The organism is Azorhizobium sp. AG788, from assembly GCF_943371865.1.
In the GTDB taxonomy this organism is placed as follows: domain Bacteria; phylum Pseudomonadota; class Alphaproteobacteria; order Rhizobiales; family Xanthobacteraceae; genus Azorhizobium.
Genome location: NZ_CALRWL010000022.1, coordinates 17,655 through 43,847, shown reverse-complemented (window position 1 = coordinate 43,847; position 26,193 = coordinate 17,655). Strand labels below are relative to the sequence as shown.

The window sequence follows — 26,193 nt, the reverse complement described above, 5'->3', positions numbered from 1 at the left end:
GCTCTCAATCCTTGCTGCGGGCGGCGTTGAACGCGGCGGCGATGTCGAGGAAGTTGCGCAGCAGCGCGTGGCCATGTTCCGAGGCAATGCTCTCGGGATGGAATTGCACGCCGTGCACCGGGCGTGTGCGGTGGGCGAGGCCCATGATGAGGCCATCGCCGGTCTGGGCGGTGATTTCCAGATCGTCCGGCAAGGTTTCCCGCGCCACGATTAGGGAATGGTAGCGGGTGGCCAGAAAGGAATGGTTCAGGCCCCGAAACACCGAGCGTCCCTCGTGCTGGATCTCGGACAGCTTGCCGTGCATGGGCAGTGGGGCGCGAATGACATCGCCGCCGAAGACCTGTCCGATGGCCTGGTGGCCGAGGCACACCCCCATCACCGGCACGCTGGCGCTGGCGGCGGCGATCAGGTCGCAGCAAATGCCGGCTTCCTTGGGCGTGCAGGGGCCGGGCGAGATGACGATGGCATCGGGGCGATCACCCAGTATGCCCTCCACGTCGCGCGCGTCGTTGCGATGCACGGTCACGGTGGCGCCCAGCTCACCCAGATAGTGCCAGAGGTTGTAGGTGAAGCTGTCGTAATTATCGATCAGCGTGACGGCGGTCATCGGGGCTCCAGGCGCCCGGCGGATCCGGGCAGGCGGGGCTCGCGGCGAACAGGGGCGAGCGGCGCTCTCAAGGTTAAAGCGTGGCGGCGATCAGCGGGTCAAGCGCCACGCCATCGGCCTCGGCATGCCATTTTCTGGCGGAGGCTCATTGGCCCCGCCCCGCGCGGGCGGCAAACCGCACCGCTTCCTCACCGGCGCGGAACAAGGCCTTGGCCTTGTTGATGCATTCCTGGTGTTCGCTTTCGGGCACGCTGTCATAGACCAGCCCGGCACCGGCCTGCACATACATGCGGCCGTCCTTCACCACCGCGGTGCGCAGGACGATGCAGGTGTCCATCTCGCCGTTGGCGCCGAAATAGCCGATGGCGCCGGCATAGATGCCGCGCTTGTCGCGCTCCAGTTCGTCGATGACCTCCATGGCCCGCACCTTGGGCGCACCGGAGACCGTGCCGGCGGGAAACCCCGCCGCGAGCACGTCGAGGGCATCGAAGCGCGGATCCAGATCGCCTTCCACATTGGAGACGATGTGCATGACCTGGCTGTAGCGTTCGATGAAGAAGCTGTCGGTGACCTTCACGCTGCCGATCTGCGACACCCGGCCGGCATCGTTGCGCCCGAGGTCCAGAAGCATGAGATGCTCGGCGCGCTCCTTGGGATCGGCGAGCAGTTCGGCGGCCAGCGCATCGTCTTCGGTGGGGCTGGCGCCCCGGCGGCGGGTGCCGGCGATGGGGCGGATGGTCACCTTATTGCGCCGCAGCCGCACCAGGATCTCGGGGCTGGAGCAGACCACCGAGAAGCCGTCGAAGTTCAGATACACCAGGAACGGCGCCGGATTGATCCGCCGCAGGGCGCGGTAGAGCGCAAACGGGGGCAAAGCGAACGGGCTCTCGAACCGTTGCGACAGCACCACCTGGAAGATGTCGCCGGCGCGGATATAGGTCTTGGCCTGCTCCACCATGGCGCAGAAGTCCGCCTGGGTGGTGTTGGACGTGGCTTCCACCGCGCCATGGAAGGGATCGGGCGCAGGATGGGCGATGGGCTGCTCCAGCGCCGACGTGACCGCATCGAGCCGACCCAGAGCAGCCTCGAACGCGGCGGTGGCGGAGACGTCGGGACGGGGCCGCACCGGCGTTACGGCCGTGATTTCGTCCTTCACCGCATCGAACACCACCATGATGGTGGGGCGGATCAGCAGGGCCTCCGGCACGCCGATGGGATCGGCCTTCGCCGGCGCCAGACGCTCCATCTGCCGCACCATGTCATAGCCGAGATAGCCGAACACGCCGGCAGCCATGGGCGGGGCGCCCTCGGGCAGATCGATGGCCGATTCGGCCAAGAGCGCCCGCAGCGCCGTTAGCGGCGGTTCCGCGCAGCGCTCGAAGCTGTCCTTGTCGGTCAGGGCGTTGCGGTTGATCTCGGCGACGTCGCCATTGCTGCGCCAGATCAGGTCGGGATCAAGCCCGATCATGGAATAGCGGCCGCGGGTCTCACCGCCTTCCACCGACTCCAGCAGGAAGGCGTTCGGCTTCTCGCCGGCAATCTTGAGGAAGGCGGAGACCGGGGTCTCCAGATCCGCCACCAAGGTGGTGCTGACCACCTGGGCTTCGCCGCGCGCATAACGGGCGGCGAAGCTGTCGAACGGGCTCGGTGCACTCATGCCGCTCACCCTCAGTTCACCGCGTTTCCGCCGGTGGCCTGGAGCAGCGCGCGCTCGTTGACCTTCAGGCCGATCTGCTTCTGGACCGCGGACAGATATTGCTGGAGCACGTCATTTTGCACCTGCTGCTGCAGTTGCGCGTCCACGCGAGCGTCCGCCTGGGCATCGCCGGGCACCTCGATCTTGGTGACCTGGAACACCAACTGCTCCGCCGCAACCGAGCCGCCGGCGATCCCGAAGCCGCCCTCGGGCAGCGCAAATACCTTGGCGACTGCGTCCGAGCTGAAGTCACCTTCAGCCCGACCACGCTTGAGGGCACTCGCCGTCTTCACGTCGAGCCCGTTCGCACTGGCAACCTCCGCCAGCGCCTTGCCGGCCTGCAGTTCGGCCAGCAGAGCCTTGGCCTTGGCATCCACCGCCTTGGTCACTTCATCCGCCGTCCAGCGCGCAGCGACTTGCTCGCGGACTTCCTCGAACGGGCGCTCCCGCGACGGCGTGATTTCATTGACGTCATACCAGACGTAACCGCCATTCTGCGGCAGTTGCACCGCGTCATTGTCGGTGCCGGGACGGCTGGCGAAGGCGCCGTTGAGCACCTCGGTCCGGGCCGGAATGCTGGTGATCTCGGCACCGGACAGGTCGCGCCCCGAACGATCGACGTCGTCGATGACTTCGGTGGGCAGCCCCAGCTTCTGGGCGGCTTCGGCCAGGGTGCCGCCGGCGCCGCGTTCGTCTTCGATGGCGTCATGCTTGTCCATCAGCTCACGACGGGCGCGCTCCAGGGACAAGTCGCGGCGCAGGCCGGCCTGGACTTCCTCGAACGGCGCCTGAGCCGCGGGGACGATCTTGCCCACGTGCACCAGCGCATATCCGAAACGGCCCTGGATCGGCTCCGAGGTGCTGTCGGCAGGCAGAGCGAAGGCGGCATCGGCCACCTTGGGGTCGATGATGGCACTCTTGGCCACCAGGCCGAGATCCGTGTCCTTCGTGGTCAATCCCCGGGCCGCGGCAATATCCGCGAACGGCGTACCGGCCTTCAGCTTCTCGAGGGCAGCCGCCGCGTCGGCCTCGGTGGGGAACACCACCTGCTGCACTTCGCGCTGCTCGGGCGTGCCAAAGCGGCCGGCATTGCGCTCATACGCCGCGCGCACGTCTGCATCCGTCACCTGCACCCAGGGGGCCAGCGTGGCCGGTGTGAGCGCCAAATACGTCAGCTTGCGATACTCGGGCGCACGGAAGGCCACCTTGTGGGTGTCGTAATAGGCCTTCAATTGCTCGTCGGTTGGCGCGGGTCCCGCGGTGACCGCAGCCGAGGTCACGTCCAGATAGGACACCGCGCGCTGCTCGCCCTCGAAGCGATGCACGGCGGACTTCAGCGTTGTGGGCAACGGCATCCCGCCGCCGAGCGATTCCACCAGTTGCTGGCGCAGCACACGCTTGCGCTCCGCGGCAAGGAAGCGCTGCTCGGTCAGGCCGTTGGCCCGCAGGAGCTGCTGGAAATACGCCGGATCGAACGCCGTCGCGCCCTGCGGACGCAAGGACGGATTTTCGCGCAGGCCATTGATCAGCTCTTCGTCGGACATGGCCAGACCCAGGCTGCGCGCCGCATCGTCCAGCGTCGCCTCCGAGATCATCTGGTTCAACACCTGCCGGTCGAGCCCGAAGGCGCGGGCTTGCTCGGGGGTGATGCCGCGACCGGCCTGCCGGCCGATGCGCTGGATCTGATCGAGATACTGCTGGCGGAACGCGTCCGCCGGAATGTCGGTCTGGCCGACGCTGGCAACTGTGTTGGTCCCATAGCCCTGGAACACGCCAGAAATGCCCCAAAGGACGAAGCTGACCATCAGCACGAGGAGAAAGACCTTGGCGATTAGGCCGGATGCGCCCTTGCGGAGATTCTGGAGTACCATCGTTCGGTCTGGTTCGAGGAGCGCCCGGCAAGGCCCGGCGCAGAAGGCGCGCATCATAGGGAGCGGGCACCGCCGCCGCAACGGCACAGGCGCGCCCCTTTTTCGCGCCAACCTTGCAGGCCCGTTTGCCGCTTCAGTCGCGCTCTGATAACCGAGGGGAATCAATTGCCCTCTGGAGATCCTGATGTCCGCTGAACGCCGCCCGCTTGTCGCCGGAAACTGGAAAATGAACGGCCTGCGGGACTCTGCTGCGGAAATCCGGGCCATCGCCGATGGCTACGATGCGGCGCTGGCGGCTCGGGTAGACCTTCTCATTTGCCCGCCGGCCACTTTGCTGGCGACGGCTGTGGTTGAGTCGGATCACAGCGCCTTGCGGATCGGGGCTCAGGATTGTCACATGAAGGCGAGCGGCGCCCACACCGGCGACCTGTCCGCGGAAATGCTGGCGGATGCCGGCGCCACCGCGGTGATTGTCGGGCATTCGGAGCGCCGCGCGGACCATCACGAGAGCGACGAAATGGTCTGGGAGAAGGCCGAAGCCGCTTGGCGCGCCGGCCTCATGGCAGTCGTCTGCGTCGGCGAGACCGAGGCCCAGCGCCAGGCGGGCCATTGCCACGCCGTCGTTGCCCGTCAGGTGCGCGGATCCGTTCCGGATGCGGCGACGCCCGAAAATCTGGTGGTGGCCTATGAGCCGGTGTGGGCCATCGGCACCGGTCTGGTTCCCACGGCCGAGGATGTGGCTGAAGTGCATGGCGTCATCCGCGCCGTGCTCAAGGAGCGATTCGGTGCCGCGGCGCAGGGCATGCGGATCCTGTATGGCGGCTCGGTGAAGCCGGACAATGTAGGCGCCCTGCTGGGAGCGGCCGATGTGGACGGGGCGCTGGTGGGCGGCGCGAGCCTGAAATCGTCCGACTTTCTCGCCATTGCGCGGGCCTATCTCTAGGCCTCGCCACGCGGCTGGCGGACGGCCTGAAGGCGGGAACGGCTCCTGATGACCGGGCAGGCGAACAGATCCTTGCGGGTGGCCCTTGGCTCGGCCTATGGCGCGCTGTTCTTCGCCCTGGGCATCTACATGCCGTTTTTCCCGCTCTGGCTGACAGGGCAGGGTCTTGATCCGCAGGAGATCGGCGTCGCCTTGGCGGTGCCGCTGGTCACGCGTCTGGTGGCAACACCGCTTCTCGGCCTGCTGTCAGATCGCCTCGGGCGACCGAAGGCGCTGCTGACGGCGCTCGCCGCCGCGACCCTTATTCTCATCAGTCTGCTGGCCTTCGCACGCACCCCCCAGGCCATTTTCCTGGTGCTGGGGCTGTCGGCCATGGTGTGGAACCCCTCGTTCCAGTTGCTCGATGCCTATGCCACCCGGCAGGCGCGGGCCAAGCGGGTGGACTATGGGCAGAGCCGGCTGTGGGGCTCCACCTCCTTCATCCTCGCCAACCTCGCCGGTGGCGTGGTCATTGCCTGGACCGGAGAAGGCATCGTCGTGGCGATGATGCTCGCCGGACATGCGGCCTTTCTCGCCACCTGCGTGGCGCTGCCGGAACTGCCGCGCCCGATGCGCGATGGCACAAGCCATCTGGCGCTGCCTCGCGCCCGGGCGGCCCTTGTGGTGGGGATCCTGGCGGCGGCAATGATTCAGGCGAGCCATGCGACGCTTTATGCCTTCGGCTCCATGAATTGGCGGGCTCAAGGGTTGTCCCTCACCGTCATCGGGATGCTGTGGGCGACCGGCGTGCTGGCCGAGATCGTGCTGTTCCGGTTCGGAACCCGGGTGCTGCGGCGTCTCGATCCCGCCGCGCTGCTGGCCATTGGCGGCGGCGCCGCGGTCCTGCGATTCTGCCTGCTGTCGCTTGATCCGCCGCTACTCTGGCTGGTGCCGCTGCAGTTGCTGCACGGGGCGACGTTTGGGGCGACCTATCTCGGGCTTGTGGAACTTGTCGCCCGCGCGGTGCCCGAGCATCGGGCCGCCACCATGCAGTCTTTGGCCGGCTGGACCGTCAGCCTCGCCATGGCTGGCGCCAGCGCTCTGTCGGGCGTGCTGTTTGCCGCCTATGGCTCCGACACCTTTCTGGGCTCCGCCGGGCTCGGCGGCGCTGGCTTGGCGGCGGCTCTGATCTCGCACCGGCTTCAGCCCCAGAGAGCCGGGACGGGTGGAAAGGCGAGGGCGCCTTCGTAGTGCAGGGCGGGGGTGCGATCGCGTGCCAGCAGCAGCGGCCCGTCCAGATCCACCACGGTGGCGCGCTGCGCCAACAGCATGGCCGGCGCCATGGCCAGCGACGAGGCCAGCATGCAGCCCACCATGATGGAAAAGCCTTCCGCCCGTGCCGCCTCGGCCATGGCCAGGGCCTCGGTGAGGCCGCCGGTCTTGTCCAGCTTGATATTGACGGCGTCATAGCGATCCCGCAGCGCGCCGAGGCCTGCCCGATCATGGACGCTCTCGTCGGCACACACCGGGACCAAGCGGGCAAGTGTCGCCAACGCGCCATCATCCACGGCCGGCAGGGGTTGCTCGATCAATTCCACCCCGACATCCGCACAGATCGCCATATGGGCGGCGAGCGTATCTGCCGACCATCCCTCATTGGCATCCACGATCAGGCGCGCCTGCGGCACGGCGGCGCGGATGGCCCGCAGGCGATCGGCATCGCCGTCGGCGCCGAGCTTGAGCTTCAGCAGCGGCCGGTGGGCGGCCCGTGCCGCCGCGGCCATCGCGTCCGGTGAATCCAGACTTAGGGTGAACGCAGTGATAACCGACTGCGGCTGAGGCAGGCCGAGTCGGGTTGCGACCGGTATTCCGGTCGACTTGGCTTCCAGATCCCAAAAGGCGCAATCCAGGGCGTTGCGTGCGGCTCCGGCCGGAAGGCGTTCCTGCAGCGCGATGCGGTCAAGGCCATGTGCCACATCATTGGCGAGGGCCTCCAGAGTGGCGACTGTCTCCTCAACAGTTTCGCCATAGCGCGCATAGGGCACGCACTCACCTCTCCCCAAGAACGCTCCATGGCGAAGATTGACCTCGACCACAACAGCTTCAGTCTTCGACCCCCTGGCAATGGTGAAGGTACCGGCAATGGGGAAACGCTCGGTGCGCACCGTCAGCAATGGCATTTGAATTGGTCTCGGCGACTTTAAGGGGGGTATCCGAAGGCCGTTGACATTCGGTCAGCGGCCGCGCTCGCGCTTGCAGCATCTCGACGCGGTGCGGTGGTCCGAGTATGAGCATTGGAATGCTCGCCCTCAAGCGAGAGTCCCGCTGCAGGAGACCTGTGTGGCCGACACCCTGCTCCTCGATGTCCACGCCGATGGAGACCATCTCAAGGTCGAAGGGCATGGTGCGTGGACCTCTGAGTTCGCTGACGAGTTGGAGCGGGCGGTCAGCCGGCAATCCGGCGCGCACACGGAAGCCCGCGACGTCCAGATCGATCTCTCCGACGTGCAGAAGATGGACACCTACGGCGCTCTCCTGCTGGAGCGCCTGCGTCGCACGTGGCAGACGCAGGGGGTGCAGCCTGAAGTCGTCGGCCTGAATCCTTGCTACACGGTGCTCATCGAGGAGATGACCCGCACTGGGCGCGAACCGCCGCCGCCCGCGCGCGCCACCGTTGGCGGCTTCGAGCGACTCGGCCGGGAGATGGTGAACATCGGCGAGGACGCCCTGGCGCTGATGAATTTCATCGGCGCGGTGATGGCGGCATTCCTGCGCACCATGTCCCGGCCGCGGTCGTTCCGCTTCACCTCCATGGTCAATCAGATCGACCGAGTGGGCTTTCGTGCGGTTCCCATCATCGTCCTCATCACCTTTCTGATCGGCTGCATCCTGTCGCAGCAGGGCATCTTCAATTTCCGCCGGTTCGGCGCCGATATCTATGTGGTGGACATGGTCGGCGTACTGGTGCTGCGCGAATTGGGCGTGCTGATCGTGTCCATCATGATCGCTGGCCGCTCCGGCAGCGCTTATACCGCCGAACTTGGCTCCATGCGCATGCGCGAGGAAGTGGACGCCTTGCGGGTCATGGGTTTCGACCCCATTGAGGTCCTGGTGGTGCCGCGCCTGATCGCCCTGGTGATCGCGCTTCCGCTATTGACCTTCATCGGCTCCATTTCCGCCCTGGTGGGGGGCGGTGTCGTCGCCTGGTTCTATGGTGGCATCGCACCGGATGTCTTCATCGGGCGGTTGAAGGAGGCGATCACCCTCGAGCAGTTCGAGGTGGGAATGATCAAGGCCCCCTTCATGGCCGCCATTATCGGCATCGTCGGCTGCATGGAGGGCCTGCGCGTCGGCGGCAGTGCCGAATCCCTGGGCCAGCACACCACCGCATCGGTGGTGAAGGCCATCTTCCTGGTGATCGTGGTGGACGGGTTGTTCGCCATGTTCTTCGCCTCCATCAATATGTGAGGCGCCCACATGGATGCTCAAATGCCCCCCGCCGGTGCGGCCCGACCTCGTCAGGTCAGCCGGGATGTGATCATCAGCGTGCGTGACCTTGTGGTCGGCTTTGGTGAGCGCATTATCCTCAACCATCTCGCCCTCGACGTGTATCGCGGCGAAATCCTGGGATTCGTCGGCACCTCGGGCGGTGGAAAGTCGGTGCTGACGCGGACAATTCTGGGCCTGGTGCCCAAGGTGTCGGGCACCGTGGAGGTGTTCGGTCAGGATCTCGATACCCTGAACGAGCGCGAGCGCTCGGCGCTGGAACGGCGCTGGGGCGTGCTGTTCCAGCAAGGCGCGCTGTTTTCGTCGCTGACCGTGAAGCAGAACATCCAGTTCCCGCTGCGCGAGACCCTGCGTCTGTCGCAGCGGATGATGGATGAAATCGCCTTTGCCAAGATCGAGATGGTGGGGCTCAAGCCCGATGTGGGCGAGAAACTGCCATCTGAACTGTCCGGCGGCATGATCAAGCGCGCGGCACTGGCGCGGGCGCTGGCCCTCGACCCGGAAATCGTCTTTCTGGACGAGCCGACTTCCGGTCTCGATCCCATCGGCGCGGGCGATTTTGACGAACTGATCCGTACGCTCCAGCAGACTTTGGGCCTGACGGTTTTCATGGTAACGCACGATCTCGACAGTCTGCACACGGTCTGCGATCGAATCGCGGCTTTGGCCGACGGTAAAGTGATCGCGCAAGGCACTATCGAAACGATGATGGAATCACAGCACCCCTGGTTACGGGCCTATTTCCATGGCGCCCGGGCCCGGGCTGTTATGACAGCGCGTTGAGGCGAGATACGGCATGGAGACGCGGGCCAATTATACCATCATCGGTGCCTTCACACTGGCTGTGATCGCGGCTGCGTTCGTTTTCGTCTACTGGTTCGCCGGCCCCCAGGACAGCAATACCCGCAAGATCTTCGAGATCCTGTTCCAGGGCTCGGTGAGCGGTTTGCGTCAGGGTAATGCGGTCCTGTTCAACGGCATCCCCGTCGGCCAGGTGACGGAACTGGCGCTGGTTCCAGGCTCGCCGGATCAGGTGCTGGTGCGTATTGGTGTGCGCAATGACGTGCCGATCCTGTCCGACGCCAAGGCAGGTCTCGAGTCGCAGGGCATCACCGGCATCGTTGCCGTGAGCGTGCGCGGTGGCTCGGCGAAGTCGCCGCCGATCCCGCCCGGCCCCAACGGCATCCCCCGTATTGATGCCGATGGCGGCACCGGCATGTCGGGGCTGATCCAGACCGCGCAGGGCGTCGCGGCGCGCATTAACCTGATCCTCGACGCGGTAGATCCCAAGCAGGTCGCCGAGATCATCGGCAACGTCGAGAAGTTCAGCCAAGCCGTTTCTGACCGATCGCAGGATATCGGGACGCTCATCAAAAACGCCAACGACGTGATGGCCCAGCTCAACGATCTGGCCAAGAAGGTCGATGTGATTGTGGTGAACCTCCAGCATGCCTCCGGCGACAAGGACGGGCTGCTGGCACAGGCGACCGACGCCGCCACGTCGGTGCGCAAGCTGGCGGAGAATCTCGACCAGCGCACGGCATTGCTCACCACCGAGCTCAGTAAATTCACCGGTCCCGGTCTGCGCCAATATGAAGCATTGGCCGTGGACGGGCGGCGGACCCTTTCGGAAATCGAGCGTGTCTTCAAGAATTTGGAGCGCAATCCCCGCCAGTTCATCTTCGGCGGCAGCTCGATACCCGAGTACAACAGGCGGTAACGGCGGATGATTCGCGACGCAAGCTCCAAAATGCCGAGGCTGTCCGCACGCTTTGCCAGGCCCCGCGTGGCGATGGCGATGATGGCGCTGGCGCTGCTGGCCGGTTGTGCGGCTGGGCCGGTGCCGACATTTGATCTCTCAGCCCCCTCCGGCTTCACGGCGCGGGGCGGCGGCACGGGCCAACTCATCGTGGTCGCCCCCACGGCGCTGGCGGTGCTGGATTCCGAAAAGATCGTGGTGGAGGCAGCTCCCGGCCAGATCACGTATCTGACAGATGCCCAGTGGAGCGACCGGCTGTCGTCCCTGCTCCAGGCGCGGATCATCCAGGCGTTCGAGAATGGCAGCAAGCTGCGCCGGGTGGCCCGTCCGGGAGACGGCGTTGCCGGTGATTATCAGCTGAGCACCGACATTCGCACCTTCGGGGTCAAGGTCACGCCGGAGGGAACCTTCGCCGCGGTGGAGATTTCCGCCAAGCTGATCGGCACCGCCGGTGGCCGGATCATTGCCGCGCGGATCTTCACCGCCCGGGTGCCGCTCTCCAGCGTCAGCGGAATGACGGCGTCCACCGGGCTCGACCAGGCCAGCAATCAGGTGCTGATCGAGATGGTGCGCTGGGCCTCGGCCGCACAGGGCTGAACCGGGGCAGCCCCCGGCCCCATCGTGGCCGGGCGTCGCCAAACTTAAAGGCTGATCCCCGCATAGCGGCCGGGCTTGTGATTGATCGCAATGATGAAATTGACGATCACCGCCCCAAGGACCGACAGTGCCAGGCCGTCCAGCGGCAGCACGAAGGTGGCGGCGGCCAGGATGGCGAGGTCGATGCCGAGCTGAAAATAGCCGGCACGGATGCCCCAGCGCTCCTGCAGATAGAGCGCCAGAATATTGATGCCGCCCAGGCCGGTGCGGTGACGGAACAGCATCAGTAATCCCGTCCCCATCAGCGCGCCGCCCATGACTGCGGCATAGATCGGATCGAGGTGGGCGAAGTCGACCCACAGTCCGGTCAGCCGCGAGAACACGGATACCAATCCCACCGCCACAAATGTTCGCAGGGCAAATGGCCAGCCCATGCGCTTTACGGCCAGCACATAGAAGGGCAGGTTGATCACAAAGAAAATCACCCCAAAGCCCGCGGGCGTGATGTAGCTCAACAGCAGCGCCAGTCCGGCCAGTCCACCGGTGGCCAGCATCGCTTTGGCATAGATGACCATGCCGAAGGATACGAACAGAGTTCCAAACAAAAGCGCCAGTGCGTCTTCGTACAGTTTATGTCTGTGGCCCAACGTGGCGGTCATGGTTCAGCCCTGAGAAAGACGATCGAGCGACGTTTGGCGCGCGATTGTATCGAAAATAAATGCATCCAAGACTCAAACGAAAACGGCGCGGATTGCTCCGCGCCGTGTTCTCACTTTGAACCCTGTCCGGCCTATTCGAACCGGCCGGCGGCGTGGGCGAGCATGGTGTAGACCTTGCCCGTATCCGAGGTCAGATAGGTCTTGGTCAGGACGTTGCCGCGATCGTCCGCCGCCACCTGGTCCAGCAGGCGCTCGAATTCCGCAATGTACCGATCCACAGTTTCATGGAATTCCCCATCGGAACGATACTTGCGACGAAGCTCCTCAAAGGCTTGCTGCCCCTGCATTGTGTAGAGCCGGCGCGTGAACACGTTACGTTCGCCGCGCTTGTATCGTTCCCACAGTTCCACCGCCGCCTGATGGTCGATCATCCGGGCGATGTCCACCGAGAGCGAATCCAGGGATTCGATCATGTGGTGGTGGGGACGGGCGGGCCGGGGGGCGGAGCGGGCCACCGGCTCGGACTTCACCTCGTCCAGGTCGCCGGAGGCGCGGGCCAGCAGTTCCGACAGCCAGCCGGTCTTGGCGTCCCCCTCGCGGGGGGCCGGGGCGGAGGAGCGGGGAGCGGCGGCCCGCGGGGCCGCGGCACGGGGCTCGGTGGCAGGGCGTTCCGCGGCGACCTCAGGGCGCACCGGAGCCGGGCGGCGGCCGCCTTCGGTCAAGGGGGCCGCTTCGATCCGCGGACGGGGGGCCGGCACGGCCTCCCGCGGGGTGGTGACCGGGTCGCGGGACGGGGCCTCGCGGACGGTGACATCACGGGCCTGCGGCTCGCGCACCGCCACCTCACGCTTGGGTGCCTCGCGGGGGACATCGCGCGGCACGTCGCGAACCTGTTCGCGAACCTGGGGCTCACGCACCGGGGCCGGGCTCACCACCGCGCGGGGCGCGGGTTCCGGGTTCCGGGGCGCGGGCTCGCGGGCGGCGGGCACGGTCGGGGGCGCCTTGCGGCTCACCACCCGGTCGGGGCTGCCGGCCACGTCCAGGGATTGCCCCTGCCGGGCGACGATCTCGTTCAGCTCGGCCAGGGCCTTGATCTGCTCGGCCACGGCGCGGCGCATGGTGGCGGCGCTGGCCTCGGTCTCGTTCGGCAGTTCCAGGATGCCGCGCTTCATCTCTTCGCGCGCCAGTTCGATGGACTGCTGGACATCGCCCGCGGCGCCCTTGAGCTCGCGCGCCACGTCGGTGAAGCGCTTGCTGCTCTCTTCGAACAGGCGGTTCACGTCGGCCAAGGCGGTGTCGTAATTGGCCTTGAGCATCTGCGTCAGGCGGGTGCGCTCGGCATCCGCGGCGCTCTGCAGGGCGGTGTGCTGGCCATCCATCGCCTTGGCGGAGGCCGCCGTGGTGTCGGCGACGATGCCGGCGATCTGCCGTGTGCGGTTCTGGGCCGCCTGCATGGTCTCTTCCACCGTGGTCTGGAATGCCGCAAGGCCGCTTTCCAGTTCCTGCACCCGCTGGGTGAGGGTGGTGCTGAGATCCTCGATGGCCGCCTTGCGGTCGGTCAGGGTGGCATCCACATGGGCATGGGTCTGGCCGAGGGCCTCGGACGCCTGCAACACCAGACGGCCCTGGGCCTCGAACCGCTCGGTCAGGCTGGCGATCTCCTTCAGGGTGCCGCTGGCGGCCGCCTGCAGGCTGAACACCTGGCCGTCCAGGCGCGAGACGGTGCTGTCCGCCGAGGTGCTGATGCCGTCCACGGTGGAGCGCAGGCTGCCGACCTTTTCGGCAAAGCCGCCCTCGAAGTGGGTGAGGTTTTCCACCACCCCGCCCATGGCCGCCTGGAACTCGCCATTGGTGGCGGCGAGGCGATCCAGAATGTCCTGCACATCGTGGCGCAGGGAGGTGTTGGCGGCGGTGATCTCGGACACCGCCCGGCGGCTGGTGGCCTCCAGGGTGCCGAGGAAGGTGCCGTTCTTCTCGTCGAACACCGCGGTGATTTCCGACAGGCTGGCGGTGACCGCGGCGGACATGGTGTCCGCATGGCTGGTCATGGACTGGCCGACAGTGTCCGCCAGCGCATTCAGGCGCTGTTCCACGTCGCCGGCCCCGGCGCTGAGCGCGGAGGTGGCGATATCCGCCTGGGTGACCAGGGTGAGGCTGACCGATGACGCCAGGGCCTCAAGGCTCTGGCCGACCTCGCCGGCGCTGGTGCGCAGAGTGGTGGAGACCTGTTCGGTCAGCGCGCCGAGGCTCTGCTCCACTTCACCGGCGCTGGTGCGCAGGGTGCTGGAGACGCCTTCCGCCTGGGCGGACAGCGAGCGGCTGAGGGCATCGGCGAGCACGCTGAGGTTCTGCTCCATTTCGCCGGTGCTGGTGCGCAAGGTGGTGGCCACCTGCTCGGTCAGCGCGCCGAGGCTGGTTTCCATCTCCCCTGTGCTGGTGCGCAGGGTCGTGGCGACCTGCTGGGTGAACGCGCCGAGGCTGGTTTCCATGGCCCCGGTGCTGCTGCGCAGGGTCTGCGAGACCCCGTCCGCCTGCACGGAGAGCGAGCGGCCCACATTGTCCGACAGCGCCCCAAGGCTCTGCTCCATCTCGCCGGCGCTGGTGCGCAGGGTCAGGGAGACCCCTTCCGCCTGGGCGGTCAGGGACTGGCCGACCGTCTCGGCCAGGCTGCCGAGGCTCTGTTCCACCTGGCTGGCGCTGGACTGCAAGGTGTTGGCCACCTGTTCGGCCTGGGTGGTGAGCGAGCGACCCACATTTTCCGACAGGCTGCCGAGGCTGAATTCCACCTGGCCCGCACTGGTGCGCAGGGTGGCGGCGACCCCTTCCGCCTGGGCGGAGAGCGAGCGGCCGACGTTTTCGGCCAGATTGCCGAGGCTCTGCTCCACCTCGCCGGCTTCGCTGCGCAGCTGGGCGGTGACGCCTTCCACCCGGCCCGCGAGGGCATCGGCCACCGCAAGCCCGCGCTCCTCGATCAGGGTCGAGATGCCTTCCAGGCGGCCGGTGACCAGCTGCTCGATCCGCGCCACGCGGCCGTCGAGAATGCCGGCGATGTCCTGCGCCCGGGCGCCGATGGCGTCGCTGACCGCCTCGCCGCGCTCCATGATCACCTCGCCCAGCGCCTTGCTGCGCACGGCGAAGTAGGTGTCGAGGGCATCCACCGACTGGTCGATCACCTCGGTGACGCTGCGCGAGCCTTCGGTGACGGCGCGGGCGAAATCGACGGTGCGGTTGGCCAAAGTCTCGGTGATGCTCTGGGTGCGCTGCTCCAGGGTCTGCTCGATGCGGCCGAGCCGCTGGTCGAGGGTGATGGTGACCGCTTCGCTGGTCTGTTCGAAGGCTTCGCTGGCGTGGCGGGTGCCCTCGGTGACGGCGCGGGTGAAGTCGTTGGCGCGGTCTTCCAGGGTCTTGGTCAGGCTCTGGGCCCGCAGATCCAGGGTCTGCTCGATCTGGCTGAGGCGCTGGTCGATGGTGATGGTCACCGCCTCGCTGCTCTGCTCGAAGGCGATGCTGGCATTGTGGGTGGTCTCGGTGACCACGCGGGTGAAGTCGCCGGCGCGCTCCTCCAGGGTCTTGGTGAGGCTCTGGGTGCGCTGGTCGAGGGTCTCTTCGATCCGGCCGAGGCGCTCGTCGATGACCGCCGCCACCGACTGGGTGGTCTGCTCGAAGGCGGCATTGGCGGCCTGGGTGCCCTCGGTGACCGCGCGGGTGAAGTCGCTGGCGCGGGTGTCCAGCGTGCGGGTCAGGCTTTCGGCGTGCGCCTCCAGCACTTCCTCGATGCGGCCGAGGCGGGTGTCGATGGTGGCGGCCACCGCCTGGCTGGTCTGCTCGAAGGCGGCGTTGGCTGCGTCGGTGCCCTCGGTCACCATGCGGGTGAACTCGCCGGCGCGGCTTTCCAGGGTCTGGGTCAAGCTGCGGGCGCGCTCGTCCAGCACCTGTTCCACCCGCCCGAGGCGGGCGTCGATGGTGGCGGCGACGGCTTCGCTGGTCTCTTCAAAGGCAGCGTTGGCGCTGCGGGTGCCTTCGGTCACCGCCAGGGTGAACTCGCTGGCCCGCTCTTCCAGGGTCTTGGTCAGGCTCTGGGCGCGCGCATCCAGCACCTGCTCGACGCGGGAGAGGCGGGCGTCGATGGTCGCCGCTACCGCGTCGCTGGTCTCCTCGAAGGCGGCATTGGCGGTGCGGGTGCCCTCGGTCACCGCGCGGGTGAATTCGAGGGTGCGATCTTCCAGGGTCTTGGTCAGGCTCTGGGCGCGCTCGTCCAGCACCTGCTCGATGCGACCCAGGCGGCCGTCGATGGTGGCGGCAACCGCATCGCTGGTCTCGGCGAAGGCGGCGCGGGCTTCGCGGGTGCCGTCGGCGATCACGCGGTTGAAGTCGCTGGCGCGGGTTTCCAGTGTCTCGGACAGGGTGGCGGCGCTGGCGCCGAGGGTCTGTTCGATGCGGGCGAGACGCTCGTCGAGGGCGGCGGACACCGCCTCGGTGGTCTGGTCCAGGGCCTCGGCGGCGGCGCGGGTGCCATCGGCCATGGCACGGGCGAGGTCGGCGGTGCGGCCCTCGATGGTCTGCGTGAGCGCCGCGCTGCGGCCTTCCAGCACGTCTTCCACGCGGGACAGGCGAGTGTCGATGGCATTGGCCACCGCCTCGGTGGTCTGTTCCAGCGCGTCGGCGGCGGCGCGGCTGCCCTCGCTCATGGCGCGGGTGAACTCTGCCGAACGGCCTTCGATGGTCTCGGTGAGGGCCTTGCTGCGGCCGTCCAGAACTTCTTCCACCCGGGCGAGGCGGGTATCGATGGCATTGGCCACCGCCTCGGTGGTCTGCTCCAAGGCCTCGGCGGCGGCGCGGCTGCCATCGGTCATGGCGCGGGTGAAGTCCGCGGTGCGTCCTTCGATGGTCTCGGTCAGCGCGGCACTGCGGCTTTCCAGGACCTCTTCCACGCGGGTGAGGCGGGTGTCGATGGCATTGGCCACCGCTTCGGTGGTCTGCTCCAGGGCCTCGGCCGTGGCGCGGCTGCCCTCGGACAGGACGCGGGTGAGCTCGGCGGCGCTGCCTTCGATGGTCTCGGCGAGGGACTTGCTGCGGCCGTCCAGCGCCTCTTCCACGCGGGAGAGGCGGCTGTCGATGGTGGCGGCGACGCTGTCCGAGGTGGTGCTGAGGCGCTGGTCCAGATCGGACAGGGTGCCGCGCAGGGTCTCGGTGACGGAGTCGATCCGCTCGGAAATGTGGTCCACCAGTTCCGGCCCGTTGACGCGGATGGTGGTGTCGAACGCGGCGAGGCTCTCTTCGACCGCCTTGGCCACCAGGGCGCTGTCCTGGCCGATGCGCTCCGCCAGGTCCACGCCGCGCACCGAGATGGTCTCGTCCAGCGCGTTGAGGCGGGTGGTGAGCATCTGCTCCAGCGCGTCGCTATTGGTGGCCAGCGAGGCCACCAGTTGATCGGCGGTGAGGCGGAAGCTGCCGTTGAACTTGTCGCCCTGGGTACCCAGCGCGTTGTTGACGTCGGTCGCCACCGTCTCCAGCCGCTCGCTGAGGTCGGTGCTGCTCTGGATGAGGATCTGGCTGATTTCGTCGCCCTTGAGGGTCAGGGCGTCGGCCACGGCGCCGCCGGTGCGGTCCATGGCGTCCACCATGCGCTCGGCGGTCTCGGACAGCTGCTGCTGCAGGTTTTCCCCGCGCGCCGTCACGTCCTCGTGGATGCGGGTGCCGGTCATCTCGATGCGCTCGGCAATGTCGCTGCCGCGCTCGGCGATGGTCTCGGCCACGCGCTCGCCGGTGTCCTGCACCTTGCGCACCAGCTCGCCGCCGCGGTTGGAGAATTCGAACACCACGCTCTCGGCGGTGGCGCGGAAGGCATTGTTCACTTCCGTGGCGCGCACGGTCATTTCGTCATTCACCCGGGCGCTGCTCTCGGCCAGGGCCTCGGTGAGGGAGGCGCGGGTGGCATCCGCATTGGCGCGCACTTCGTCGCTCCAGCGGGCCACCAGATCGGTCACTTCGGTGCTGGAGGCGAGCAGGTTGGCGGCCAGTTCCTCGGTGCGGGCCCTGAGCGCCTCGCTGACCGTGTCGCTGGACTGGGTGAGATCGTTGCGGATGTCCGCCCCGGTCTCCTTCAGGCGGTCGATCAGCTCGGTGCCCTTGGAGGAAATGGCATCGATCATGGTGTCGCCGACGCGGGTCAGGGCGTCGGTGATGTGGTCGCCCTTCTGCTGGAACAGCGCGGTGACGCGCTCGGCGGCGCCCATAACCGCGGCGTTCACCTTGTCAGCCACGTCCTGCACTTCGCTGGACAAGAGATTGTCGGCGTCGATGATGCCTTCGCGCAGGCGCTCGGAATGGATCAGGATGTTCTGCCGCTCGGCCTGCAATTCCTCGATCAGGTTGCGGATGCGGATCTCATTGTCCTCATAGGCGCGCTCCAGGATGGAGACCTCGTTGCGCACGACGGTCTCCAGCTCGGCGGCGCGGGCGATGGTGCGGTCGACGCCGTCGCCCATGGCCGCCACTTCGCGGCGCACCGCCTGGCCGACGGTGACCACCGCCTCGGTGCCGATCAGCTCCGGCTGCGCCAGGCGCAGCGCCACCTCGGTCATGGACCGGGCGATCAGCTGCAGGTCGCGGGTGCGCCGGACCACGCTGGCGGTGCCGAAGAAGCCCAGCGGCGGCAGGACGATGCCCGCCAGGATCACCAGCAGGGCCGGGGAGGCCAGCAAGGCATCCACCGAGGAGATTTCCGAGAAAGCAGTGCGCTGGGTGGCCAGCGCCAGGGTGCAGCCGATGGCGATCCACACCACCGAGCCGATCAGCGCCCACCAGTAGGGCGCCGAGGAGGAGCGGCGCTGCAGGGCGGTGAGGAGCTGGCCGATGGTCTGGCGGTCATCATTGGCGGCGCGGCGTTCCGCGACCTCCATCCGGGGGCGGCGGGACTGGGCCGGGCGCTGCTGTTGCGGGGCGGGCGGCGGGGCGGCCGCGCGCTCGTCCTCATCCGCTGCTAGCCGCGCCGGATCGGGGGCATCGAGCTGGAGCGTCAGTGCTTCCTGGATCGCAGAGAGTGCGGCCTCGGTGGGATCCTGAATCTTCCTCGGGCTCTTCATGTCGCCGTCGCCTCTGCCGCCGGTCCGTCGAGGTTGGATCTCGCCGAAGCCGAAACTGCGCTTCCCATCGTCTAACGTGGACAGCGTAAGGCACGCTACACGGACGACGGATTACCTTAACTGATCTTAACGTATCTCCCGGGACGATTGAAACCGCCCGCGCCACACATGTGAATGTATCGTTAACGGAGGTTGCGAGCACTCTGGCAATACCGCCGCGATGACGGTATACGGCCCTCAACGCCTGAGGTTTCAGGCACCTGTGTTGCGCATGCGAGAGCCGCTCATGCCTTCGATTACTTTCGTTGCCTTTGATGGCGCCCGCCGGACCGTCACCGCTCCGGCGGGGGCCACCGCCATGGAAGCGGCGGTGCGCAATGCGGTGCCGGGCATCGACGCCGATTGCGGCGGCGCCTGCGCCTGCGCCACCTGCCATGTCTATGTGGACGAAGCGTGGCGCGTGGCCGTGGGCGAGCCGGGCGACATGGAAGAGGACATGCTCGACTTCGCCTCGGACGTGCGCCCCACCTCGCGGCTGTCGTGCCAGATCAAGCTGACCGACGCGCTGGACGGGCTGGTGCTGCACACGCCGGAACGCCAGGGATGACAACAGCCGGATGACGTCAGGTCGCTTCGACGGGACGTCATCCGGCTTTCTCGCACAGATTTGGCCCGTGAGGCCGAAAGGCCGGCTTCGGCTTTTCGGCCCCGCGGCGCAGGGGGCGCAGGCCGCCGACCGCAGGATGCGGGAGAGGGGATGTTGATGGGGACGCAACCGGTGGCCGAAACGCTTGAGCTCACGATCCTGATGCCCTGCCTCAATGAGGCGGAAACGCTGGGGGTCTGCGTCGACAAGGCCATGGCCTATCTCGCCCGCAGCGGCATCGCCGGTGAGGTGCTGATCGCCGACAACGGCTCCACCGACGGCTCGCAGGCCATCGCCACCGCCGGCGGCGCGCGGGTGGTGGCGGTGCCTGAGCGCGGCTATGGCTCGGCCCTGAAGGGCGGCATCGCCGCCGCGCGCGGCCGCTTCATCATCATGGGCGATGCCGACGATTCCTATGATTTCTCGAAACTGGACCTGTTCGTGCAACAGTTGCGCGCCGGCTCGGACATCGTCATGGGCAACCGCTTCCAGGGGGGCATCGGCCCCGGCGCCATGCCGTTCCTGCACCGCTATCTGGGCAATCCGGTGCTGTCATTCCTCGGCCGGCTGTTCTTCCGCATCCAGGTGGGGGATTTCCATTGCGGCATGCGCGGCTTCAACACCGCCGCGGTGCGCGGGCTGCGGCTGGAGACCAGCGGCATGGAATTCGCCAGCGAAATGGTGGTGCGCGCCTCCATCGCCGGCCTGTCCATCGCCGAAGTGCCCACCACGCTGAAGAAGGACGGCCGCTCGCGTCCGCCGCATTTGAAGACCTGGCGCGACGGCTGGCGGCACCTGCGCTTTCTGCTGGTCTATAGCCCGCGCTGGCTGTTCTTCTATCCGGGCGTGGCCCTGGTCATTCTGGGCAGCCTGGGGCTGGCGGTGCTCTATCCGGGGCCGCTAGCGGTGACGAAAACCCTGCGGCTCGACATCCACACCTTCCTGGTGGCGGCCATGACCGTGCTGGTGGGGGTGCAGGCCATGTCGTTCGGCCTGGTCGCCCGGCGCTATGGGGCGCTCTTGGGCTTCCTGCCGGCCTCCGAGAGTCTCGAACGGGTGCTGCACGCCTTCAGCCTGGAGCGGGTGCTGCGGGCGGCGCTGGTGCTGGGCATTCTCGGCCTCGGCTTCCAGGCCTGGGCGTTTTCCAGCTGGGCCGCCACCGGCTTCGGCGATCTGGCCTTCGGCACCACCATGCGGGCGCTGATCCTGGGGCTCACCGCCCTGGTGGCAGCGATCCAACTGGCCCTGACAGCCTTTCTGGCCAGCGTTGTCGAAATGCCTCTGCGGCGCTGACCGCGAGGATGAACAGCACCACGACCGCAATCCAGGCGATGCGCGCCTGATAGCGGTCGTGGGGGTTGGACAGGATCCCGCACACCGCCGCATTGGCGATCAGCACCACGGTCATGCTGCCCGCCAGCAGAGCGATGCTGCGCTGCCGGCGCCAGATGGCGACGCCGGCGGCCAGGGCCAGCAGGAGGCTCGCCCCGAGGGCGACCGGCACGTGCACTACATTGATGCGGTCGAAATCGATCGGCGGGTCCTGCTGCTGGATCGCCGTGAGCATGCGGGCATAGGCGGCCGGCACCCGGTCGCGGATGACATCATAGCTGTCGGTCAGTTCTTCCGACATCAGGTCGCCGGACTGGACCATCACCAGCTGCCGCAGCATGGCCCGGATCGACAGCCGCACATTGTCCAGCGGATAGGCCAGCAGGCTGCCCACCACCACTTTGTGCATCTCGGCCGCGCCGCCCTCGAAGCCGCCCAGTTGCTTGAAGGCGTCGTCGTCGTCCCAGAGGAAATCGTCGGCGGTGGCCGGCAATTGTTCGCGCAAGGCGCAGAGCTTCAGGCCGATCTGCGGACAATGGTCCGCCAGATACCGGAACACGAGCCCGTCTTCGAGCAGCCGCCCGAAGATGAAGGCGGTGCCGCCGGGGGTCTGGGCGAAGCGACCGGCAATGGCGAAATTGGCAATGGGGTTGAGCAGCATCGCGATCATCACGCTGGCCAATGCCAGCCGAACCCGCAGTTGCGCGCGCAGGGGAGGGATCAGCGCCCCCGCGGCGAGGGCAGCGACAATGCAAACAAGCGTAATGGCCAGCACCGAATTGTGGCTGGCCCCGCCGATGGCCAGAACGGCCACCAGGCCCCAGGCCTCCGCGGTGCGGAGATCCCGACGACGCCAGAGCAGAAGATAAAGCGCCAGTCCCGCCAGCCCCGCGAAGATGTCCGGCATCAATTCGGCCGAGACGAACGGCAAGGCCGTGGCCACGGCCAGAACTGCGGCCAAGCCGACCAGCACCCCCGGCCGTCCGCCGAGCCCATGCACCCGCAGCACCAGGCCCAAGGCCCAGACGCACAGGGCGCTCTGAAGAATCGCCACCGGCCAGAAATTCGGGAAACTGCCGGCACGCAGCAGCAGGCCATAGATGGTCGAGCGGCCGGGCACCACGATGTGGGAGAACGCCGGCTCCAGATAGCCGCCGCTGTCATAGAACAGGAAGGGAAAGCCGTTGACCGCCGCCGGCAGCATCAGCAGCGCGGTGGCGATGACACCCGCGGTCGCCATGACGAGCGCGCGGGGAGCGGTCACCACGGCGGGTGCATTGAATGACTGGGCGTCCATGGGGTGATGGTACCAAATAGCCTGCTAACGGAACACCAATGGTTTAGCCCTGGCTGTGTGCCAGAGCCGCGGGTTCGCAGTGCGGCGCGGGCGCGGCGCACTCATTCTTCCTTTACCCGGCAGGGCCACAATCCTGCCGGGGGATGCGAGGATAAACCATGGCCGCCGTCACCGTTCCGGCTCAGAGACTTTCCACCGTGCCACCCGTCCAGATTCAAGCCCCGACCATCCTGATGTTCGACAGCGGGCTGGGCGGGCTTTCGGTGTTCCGCGAAGTGGCGCGGGTGCGGCCGGATGCCCATTTCATCTATGCCGCCGACGACGCCGCGTTTCCCTACGGGGCGCTCAGCGATGCGGCATTGGTGGCGCGGGTGCGCGAGGTCATGCACACCTTGATCGCCGCCACCCGCCCCGATCTGGTGGTGATCGCCTGCAACACCGCCTCCACCCTGGCGCTCCCCGCCCTGCGCACGGATCATGCCGTGCCGTTCGTGGGCACGGTTCCGGCGGTGAAGCCCGCCTGTGCCGGCTCGGTGACCAAGCATGTCAGCGTCCTGGCGACGCCCGGCACCGTGCGCCGGGACTATACCGCGAGCTTGGTGCGGGAATTTGCCGGTGGCTGCGCCGTCACTCTGGTGGCCAGCGAGCGGCTGGCGTCGCTGGCCGAGGCGCTGATGCACGGGGCACGCGTTGATGATGCGGAACTGGCTGCCGAGCTGGCGCCGTGCTTCGTCGCCACTGCGACCGGGCGCACCGACACCATCGTGCTGGCCTGCACCCATTATCCGCTGATCCTGGAACGCTTGCAGCGGGTGGCGCCCTGGCCGGTGTCGTTCGTGGACCCGGCCCCGGCCATTGCCCGCCGCGTCTCCTCGCTCATCGGCCCGACGGCCTTTGCCTCCAGCCCCAAGCCGGTGCGGCTGATTTCCACCGGGCAGCCGCTGGATGCCCGGCTGGTGTCGAGCGTTCTGGCCCGCCATGTGCGGGAGCCGGAAGTGATGGCGCCGCCGCTGGCCGTGGCCTCCTGACGCCACCGGTACGGCGCCGCCCGCCGCGCGGAAAGGTGAAGGCCTTCCGCGCCCCGTCGCCTGGACGCAAAGGTGCCGTAACGGCACTCTGCGCCCGTCGGCGGCCTCGATCCGACGATTCTTGCGGATGCAGGGCCTGATGCCCTGCGACAGAAGAAAGCGAAGCCCGGCGTGACGCCTTTCCTCGACCGACGCACCCTCATGCTGGCCCTCGCGGGCGGCGCCTTGTCGTCCGCCTTGGGCGCACCGGCGCTAGCGCAGAGCGCGGCGCAGCCGTTCAACGTGTGGGTGGAGAAGTTTCGCGCCCGGGCGCGCGCCCGGGGCATTTCGGATGCGGTCTATTCCAAGGTGATGGTGGGCCTGAAGCCGGACACCAGCGTCTATGCGCAGGACCGGGCCCAGCCAGAATTCCAGGAGCTGACCTGGCAATATATCAACCGCCGGGTCTCCGACTGGCGCATCGCCACCGGACGCAAGCGGGCGGCGGAATATGCCGGCCTGTTTGCCCGCATCGAGAAGGAGTTCGGCGTCGAGCCGGCGGTGATGCTGGGCTATTGGGGCATGGAATCGGCCTTCGGCGATGTGGTGGACAATCCACGGCACATGAAGCCGGTGTTCAATTCCCTGGCGGCCCTGGCCTGGGGCGATCCGCGCCGGCGCAAATACTGGGAAACCGAACTGCTCAATGCCCTGGTCATCGTCGAGCGCGGCTGGAGCACGCCGCAGGACATGATCGGCTCCTGGGCCGGGGCCATGGGCCATACCCAGTGGATGCCCGAGGTGTGGCTCAACATGGGCGTGGACTTTGACGGCAATGGCCGGATCTCGCCCTTCGGCAAGCCGGACGATGCCTTGGCCGGCACCGCCAATTATCTCGTGAAGCGCGGCCGCTACCGCCGTGGCGAGCCCTGGGGCTTCGAGGCCAAACTGCCCGCCGGCTTCAATGATGGCCTGGCGGACAACAAGACCTGGCGCGGACTTTCCACCTGGGGAAACATGGGCGTGACCATGGTGGATGGCCGCTCGCTGTCCGGCTATGACGAGCAGGCGCGGCTGTGGCTGCCCGGCGGGCCGGGCGGGCCGGCGCTGCTGCTGCTGCACAATTTCTACGCGGTGCGGTCCTACAATCCCTCGTCCAACTATGCCTTGGCGGTGTGCTATCTGGGCGATCGGGTCATGGGGGAAGGGCCGTTCCAGACCCCCTGGCCCGGCGGCGAGCGGGCGCTGACCCTGGCCGAGCTGCAGGAGATCCAGCAGCGCCTCACCCGGAACGGCTTTGATACCGGCGGCACCGACGGGCGCGTCGGCAATGACACCATGCGCGCGGTGCGCGCCTTCCAGACCAAGGCCGGACTTACCCCGGCCGACGGCTATCCCGGCCTTGCGGTGCTCACCGCCCTGCGCGGGCGCTAGCCCTATCCGATCACGGCGCGGAAATTGCCGTAGAGCGTCTCGGCGGCAACGCGGAACTGGGCCATCTTTTCGGCGGTGGCTGCTTCCAGCAGGGCCTGTCCGCCGGGGCCGGTGATCTCCTCCAGTGCGCAGCGATATTCGGGAATGCTGCCCCAGTCGCTCACGGTCGTGTCGATCAGTTCCACATGATATTGGATGCCGAAGGCCTTCCCACCGATCTGGAGCGCCTGGATGGGGCAGTGGGCGTTATGGGCGAGGATTGCGGCCCCCGCCGGGGCTTTGCATACGGCCGCGCCATGCCACTGCAGCGTCGGAAACCGGCTCTCAATCCCGGCAAAGAGGGGGGAGGCGCGGCCCGCCTCCGAGAGGCTCACTTCGCACACCCCCACTTCCGGCAGCTCCATCTTGCCCACATCCCCGCCCATGGCCGCGGCCAGGAGCTGATGGCCGAGGCAGATGCCGAGGAACGGCCGGCCCGCCGTCACCCAATCGCGGATGACCGCTTTCTCGTCCACCAGCCAGGGAAATGCCGCCTCCTGCCACACGTCCATCGGCCCGCCGAGCACCATCATCGCGTCGTAGCCGTCGACCGCGGGAATACGGTCGCCCGCGTCCAATTCCACAGCATCCCAGGTGATGGCGTCGCGACGCATGAAGTCGCGGAAGCTACCGGGATGTTCGGATGCGGCGTGCTGGAGGACGAGGAAGCGCATAGGGAGGATCTCGGGCGGACGGGGCAGGGAGCTGGAAGGTTAGTGTATATTTCTCTTTAAGAAAATTAATTTCTCTTCGAGATTTTCGGCGGATATCGCGACCCGTGTTCCCCATTTCCGCGCCCGCGAACTGGCGTCCGCATTGACATCGCGCGGTCTCGCGCATAGAAGCCGCCGGTCAGCTGGTCGAAGATTTCGGCCGGCTAACTATTGTTTTGGCAGTCACGCACCCGTGGATCTTCCGGCAGCTCGCTGGAAGTCCTGTCGGCGGACCGTTTCCTGGGTTGGGCTGAAACGCCATAACCAGGGACTGGTCCACAGAGGAGGGGCGGGATCCCGTCAAGAAAAACGGAACAAGGATCCGCGTTCAATGAGCAAGCGCATTTCGGCGAAGCACAAGATCGATCGCCGCATGGGCGAGAATATCTGGGGTCGCGCCAAGAGCCCGGTTAATCGTCGTGAGTACGGCCCCGGCCAGCATGGCCAGCGCCGCAAGGGCAAGCTTTCGGACTTCGGCGTGCAGCTGCGCGCCAAGCAGAAGCTGAAGGGCTATTATGGCTCCATCGGTGAGAAGCAGTTCCACGCCGTCTATGTGGAAGCCTCCCGTCTGAAGGGCGACACCGGCGCCAACCTGATCGGCCTCCTGGAGCGCCGTCTGGCTGCGGTGGTGTATCGCGCCAAGTTCGTCCCCACCATCTTCGCCGCCCGCCAGTTTGTGAGCCACGGCCACATCAAGGTGAACGGCCGCCGCGTCAACATCCCGTCCTACCTGGTGAAGGTTGGCGACGTGATCGAGCTGCGCGAATCGTCCAAGCAGCTGGCCATCGTGATCGAAGCCGCGCAGCTCGCCGAGCGCGACGTGCCCGATTACCTGGAAGTGGATCACAGCCGTTTCACCTGCAAGTTCAACCGCATCCCGGAACTCAATGAAGTTCCGTATCCGGTGCAGATGGAACCCAATCTGGTGGTCGAGTTCTACTCGCGCTGATTGCCGGTCCGCTGGCAGAGTTCAAGGCCGCCCTTCGGGGCGGCCTTTTTCGTTTGCGCTGCGCAGTGGCCTT

The 26,193-nt window shown here is 67.1% G+C and carries 19 protein-coding genes; 11 read left to right on the top strand and 8 right to left on the bottom strand.

Annotated features, from left to right (window positions below):
• Nucleotides 1–4: 4 nt before the first annotated feature.
• The 3 genes from AAG816_RS14255 to AAG816_RS14245 form a co-directional block, all read right to left on the bottom strand.
• Nucleotides 5–607: an aminodeoxychorismate/anthranilate synthase component II gene (locus AAG816_RS14255; RefSeq protein ID WP_341990313.1), complete on the bottom strand. Its 603-nt coding sequence runs from the start codon at nucleotides 605–607 to the stop codon at nucleotides 5–7.
• A gap of 145 nt (nucleotides 608–752) precedes the next feature.
• Nucleotides 753–2,264, bottom strand: coding sequence for an anthranilate synthase component I (trpE, locus tag AAG816_RS14250; RefSeq protein WP_341990312.1), 1,512 nt, complete (start codon nucleotides 2,262–2,264; stop codon nucleotides 753–755).
• A gap of 11 nt (nucleotides 2,265–2,275) precedes the next feature.
• Complete coding sequence (locus AAG816_RS14245) at nucleotides 2,276–4,174, bottom strand: SurA N-terminal domain-containing protein (RefSeq protein ID WP_341990311.1); 1,899 nt, start codon at nucleotides 4,172–4,174, stop codon at nucleotides 2,276–2,278.
• A 184-nt stretch (nucleotides 4,175–4,358) separates the two neighbouring features.
• On the opposite strand from AAG816_RS14245, the gene tpiA reads away from it, so the two are divergent.
• Together tpiA and AAG816_RS14235 are read left to right on the top strand one after the other, a co-directional pair.
• On the top strand, nucleotides 4,359–5,117 hold the full coding sequence (gene tpiA, locus AAG816_RS14240) for a triose-phosphate isomerase (RefSeq protein ID WP_341990310.1): 759 nt from the start codon (nucleotides 4,359–4,361) through the stop codon (nucleotides 5,115–5,117).
• A gap of 48 nt (nucleotides 5,118–5,165) precedes the next feature.
• Nucleotides 5,166–6,347 (top strand): MFS transporter, encoded by a 1,182-nt coding sequence (locus AAG816_RS14235; protein ID WP_341990309.1) that lies wholly within the window; start codon nucleotides 5,166–5,168, stop codon nucleotides 6,345–6,347.
• Here AAG816_RS14235 and dgcA read toward each other — a convergent pair.
• On the bottom strand, nucleotides 6,299–7,276 hold the full coding sequence (gene dgcA, locus AAG816_RS14230) for an N-acetyl-D-Glu racemase DgcA (protein WP_341990308.1): 978 nt from the start codon (nucleotides 7,274–7,276) through the stop codon (nucleotides 6,299–6,301). The genes AAG816_RS14235 and dgcA overlap by 49 nt on opposite strands.
• A 160-nt stretch (nucleotides 7,277–7,436) precedes the next feature.
• On the opposite strand from dgcA, the gene AAG816_RS14225 reads away from it, so the two are divergent.
• From AAG816_RS14225 to AAG816_RS14210, 4 genes are all read left to right on the top strand, one after another.
• Complete coding sequence (locus AAG816_RS14225; RefSeq protein ID WP_341990307.1) at nucleotides 7,437–8,564, top strand: MlaE family lipid ABC transporter permease subunit; 1,128 nt, start codon at nucleotides 7,437–7,439, stop codon at nucleotides 8,562–8,564.
• Nucleotides 8,565–8,585: 21 nt separating this feature from the next.
• Nucleotides 8,586–9,386, top strand: coding sequence for an ABC transporter ATP-binding protein (locus tag AAG816_RS14220; protein WP_341990306.1), 801 nt, complete (start codon nucleotides 8,586–8,588; stop codon nucleotides 9,384–9,386).
• A gap of 13 nt (nucleotides 9,387–9,399) precedes the next feature.
• Entirely contained in the window at nucleotides 9,400–10,323 is a 924-nt protein-coding gene (locus AAG816_RS14215) for an MlaD family protein (RefSeq protein ID WP_341990305.1), read from the top strand.
• Between the two features lie 78 nt (nucleotides 10,324–10,401).
• On the top strand, nucleotides 10,402–10,959 hold the full coding sequence (locus tag AAG816_RS14210) for an ABC-type transport auxiliary lipoprotein family protein (protein WP_341990304.1): 558 nt from the start codon (nucleotides 10,402–10,404) through the stop codon (nucleotides 10,957–10,959).
• 44 nt (nucleotides 10,960–11,003) lie between these two features.
• Here AAG816_RS14210 and AAG816_RS14205 read toward each other — a convergent pair whose 3' ends face one another.
• Nucleotides 11,004–11,618 (bottom strand): YitT family protein, encoded by a 615-nt coding sequence (locus AAG816_RS14205; RefSeq protein WP_341990303.1) that lies wholly within the window; start codon nucleotides 11,616–11,618, stop codon nucleotides 11,004–11,006.
• 131 nt (nucleotides 11,619–11,749) lie between these two features.
• Complete coding sequence (locus AAG816_RS14200) at nucleotides 11,750–18,703, bottom strand: hypothetical protein (RefSeq protein ID WP_341990302.1); 6,954 nt, start codon at nucleotides 18,701–18,703, stop codon at nucleotides 11,750–11,752.
• Between the two features lie 286 nt (nucleotides 18,704–18,989).
• Here AAG816_RS14200 and AAG816_RS14195 point away from each other — a divergent pair, with 286 nt between their 5' ends.
• Together AAG816_RS14195 and AAG816_RS14190 are read left to right on the top strand one after the other, a co-directional pair.
• Nucleotides 18,990–19,310 carry a 2Fe-2S iron-sulfur cluster-binding protein gene (locus tag AAG816_RS14195; protein ID WP_341990301.1) on the top strand — a complete coding sequence of 107 codons (321 nt, stop codon included), beginning with the start codon at nucleotides 18,990–18,992 and terminating at the stop codon, nucleotides 19,308–19,310.
• A 156-nt stretch (nucleotides 19,311–19,466) separates the two neighbouring features.
• A complete protein-coding gene (locus AAG816_RS14190) occupies nucleotides 19,467–20,642 on the top strand; it encodes a glycosyltransferase family 2 protein (RefSeq protein WP_341990300.1) in 1,176 nt (391 codons plus the stop codon).
• Here the strand turns inward: AAG816_RS14190 and AAG816_RS14185 are convergent.
• Nucleotides 20,563–21,978 carry a hypothetical protein gene (locus tag AAG816_RS14185; RefSeq protein ID WP_341990299.1) on the bottom strand — a complete coding sequence of 472 codons (1,416 nt, stop codon included), beginning with the start codon at nucleotides 21,976–21,978 and terminating at the stop codon, nucleotides 20,563–20,565. The genes AAG816_RS14190 and AAG816_RS14185 overlap by 80 nt on opposite strands.
• A 233-nt stretch (nucleotides 21,979–22,211) precedes the next feature.
• On the opposite strand from AAG816_RS14185, the gene murI reads away from it, so the two are divergent.
• A complete protein-coding gene (gene murI, locus AAG816_RS14180) occupies nucleotides 22,212–23,006 on the top strand; it encodes a glutamate racemase (protein WP_341990370.1) in 795 nt (264 codons plus the stop codon).
• Between the two features lie 201 nt (nucleotides 23,007–23,207).
• On the top strand, nucleotides 23,208–24,419 hold the full coding sequence (locus AAG816_RS14175) for a lytic murein transglycosylase (RefSeq protein WP_341990369.1): 1,212 nt from the start codon (nucleotides 23,208–23,210) through the stop codon (nucleotides 24,417–24,419).
• Between the two features lie 2 nt (nucleotides 24,420–24,421).
• Here the strand turns inward: AAG816_RS14175 and AAG816_RS14170 are convergent, their stop codons facing one another.
• Nucleotides 24,422–25,132 carry a type 1 glutamine amidotransferase gene (locus tag AAG816_RS14170; protein ID WP_341990298.1) on the bottom strand — a complete coding sequence of 237 codons (711 nt, stop codon included), beginning with the start codon at nucleotides 25,130–25,132 and terminating at the stop codon, nucleotides 24,422–24,424.
• A 370-nt stretch (nucleotides 25,133–25,502) separates the two neighbouring features.
• On the opposite strand from AAG816_RS14170, the gene rpsD reads away from it, so the two are divergent.
• Nucleotides 25,503–26,120: a 30S ribosomal protein S4 gene (rpsD, locus tag AAG816_RS14165; RefSeq protein WP_341990297.1), complete on the top strand. Its 618-nt coding sequence runs from the start codon at nucleotides 25,503–25,505 to the stop codon at nucleotides 26,118–26,120.
• Nucleotides 26,121–26,193: the final 73 nt, after the last annotated feature.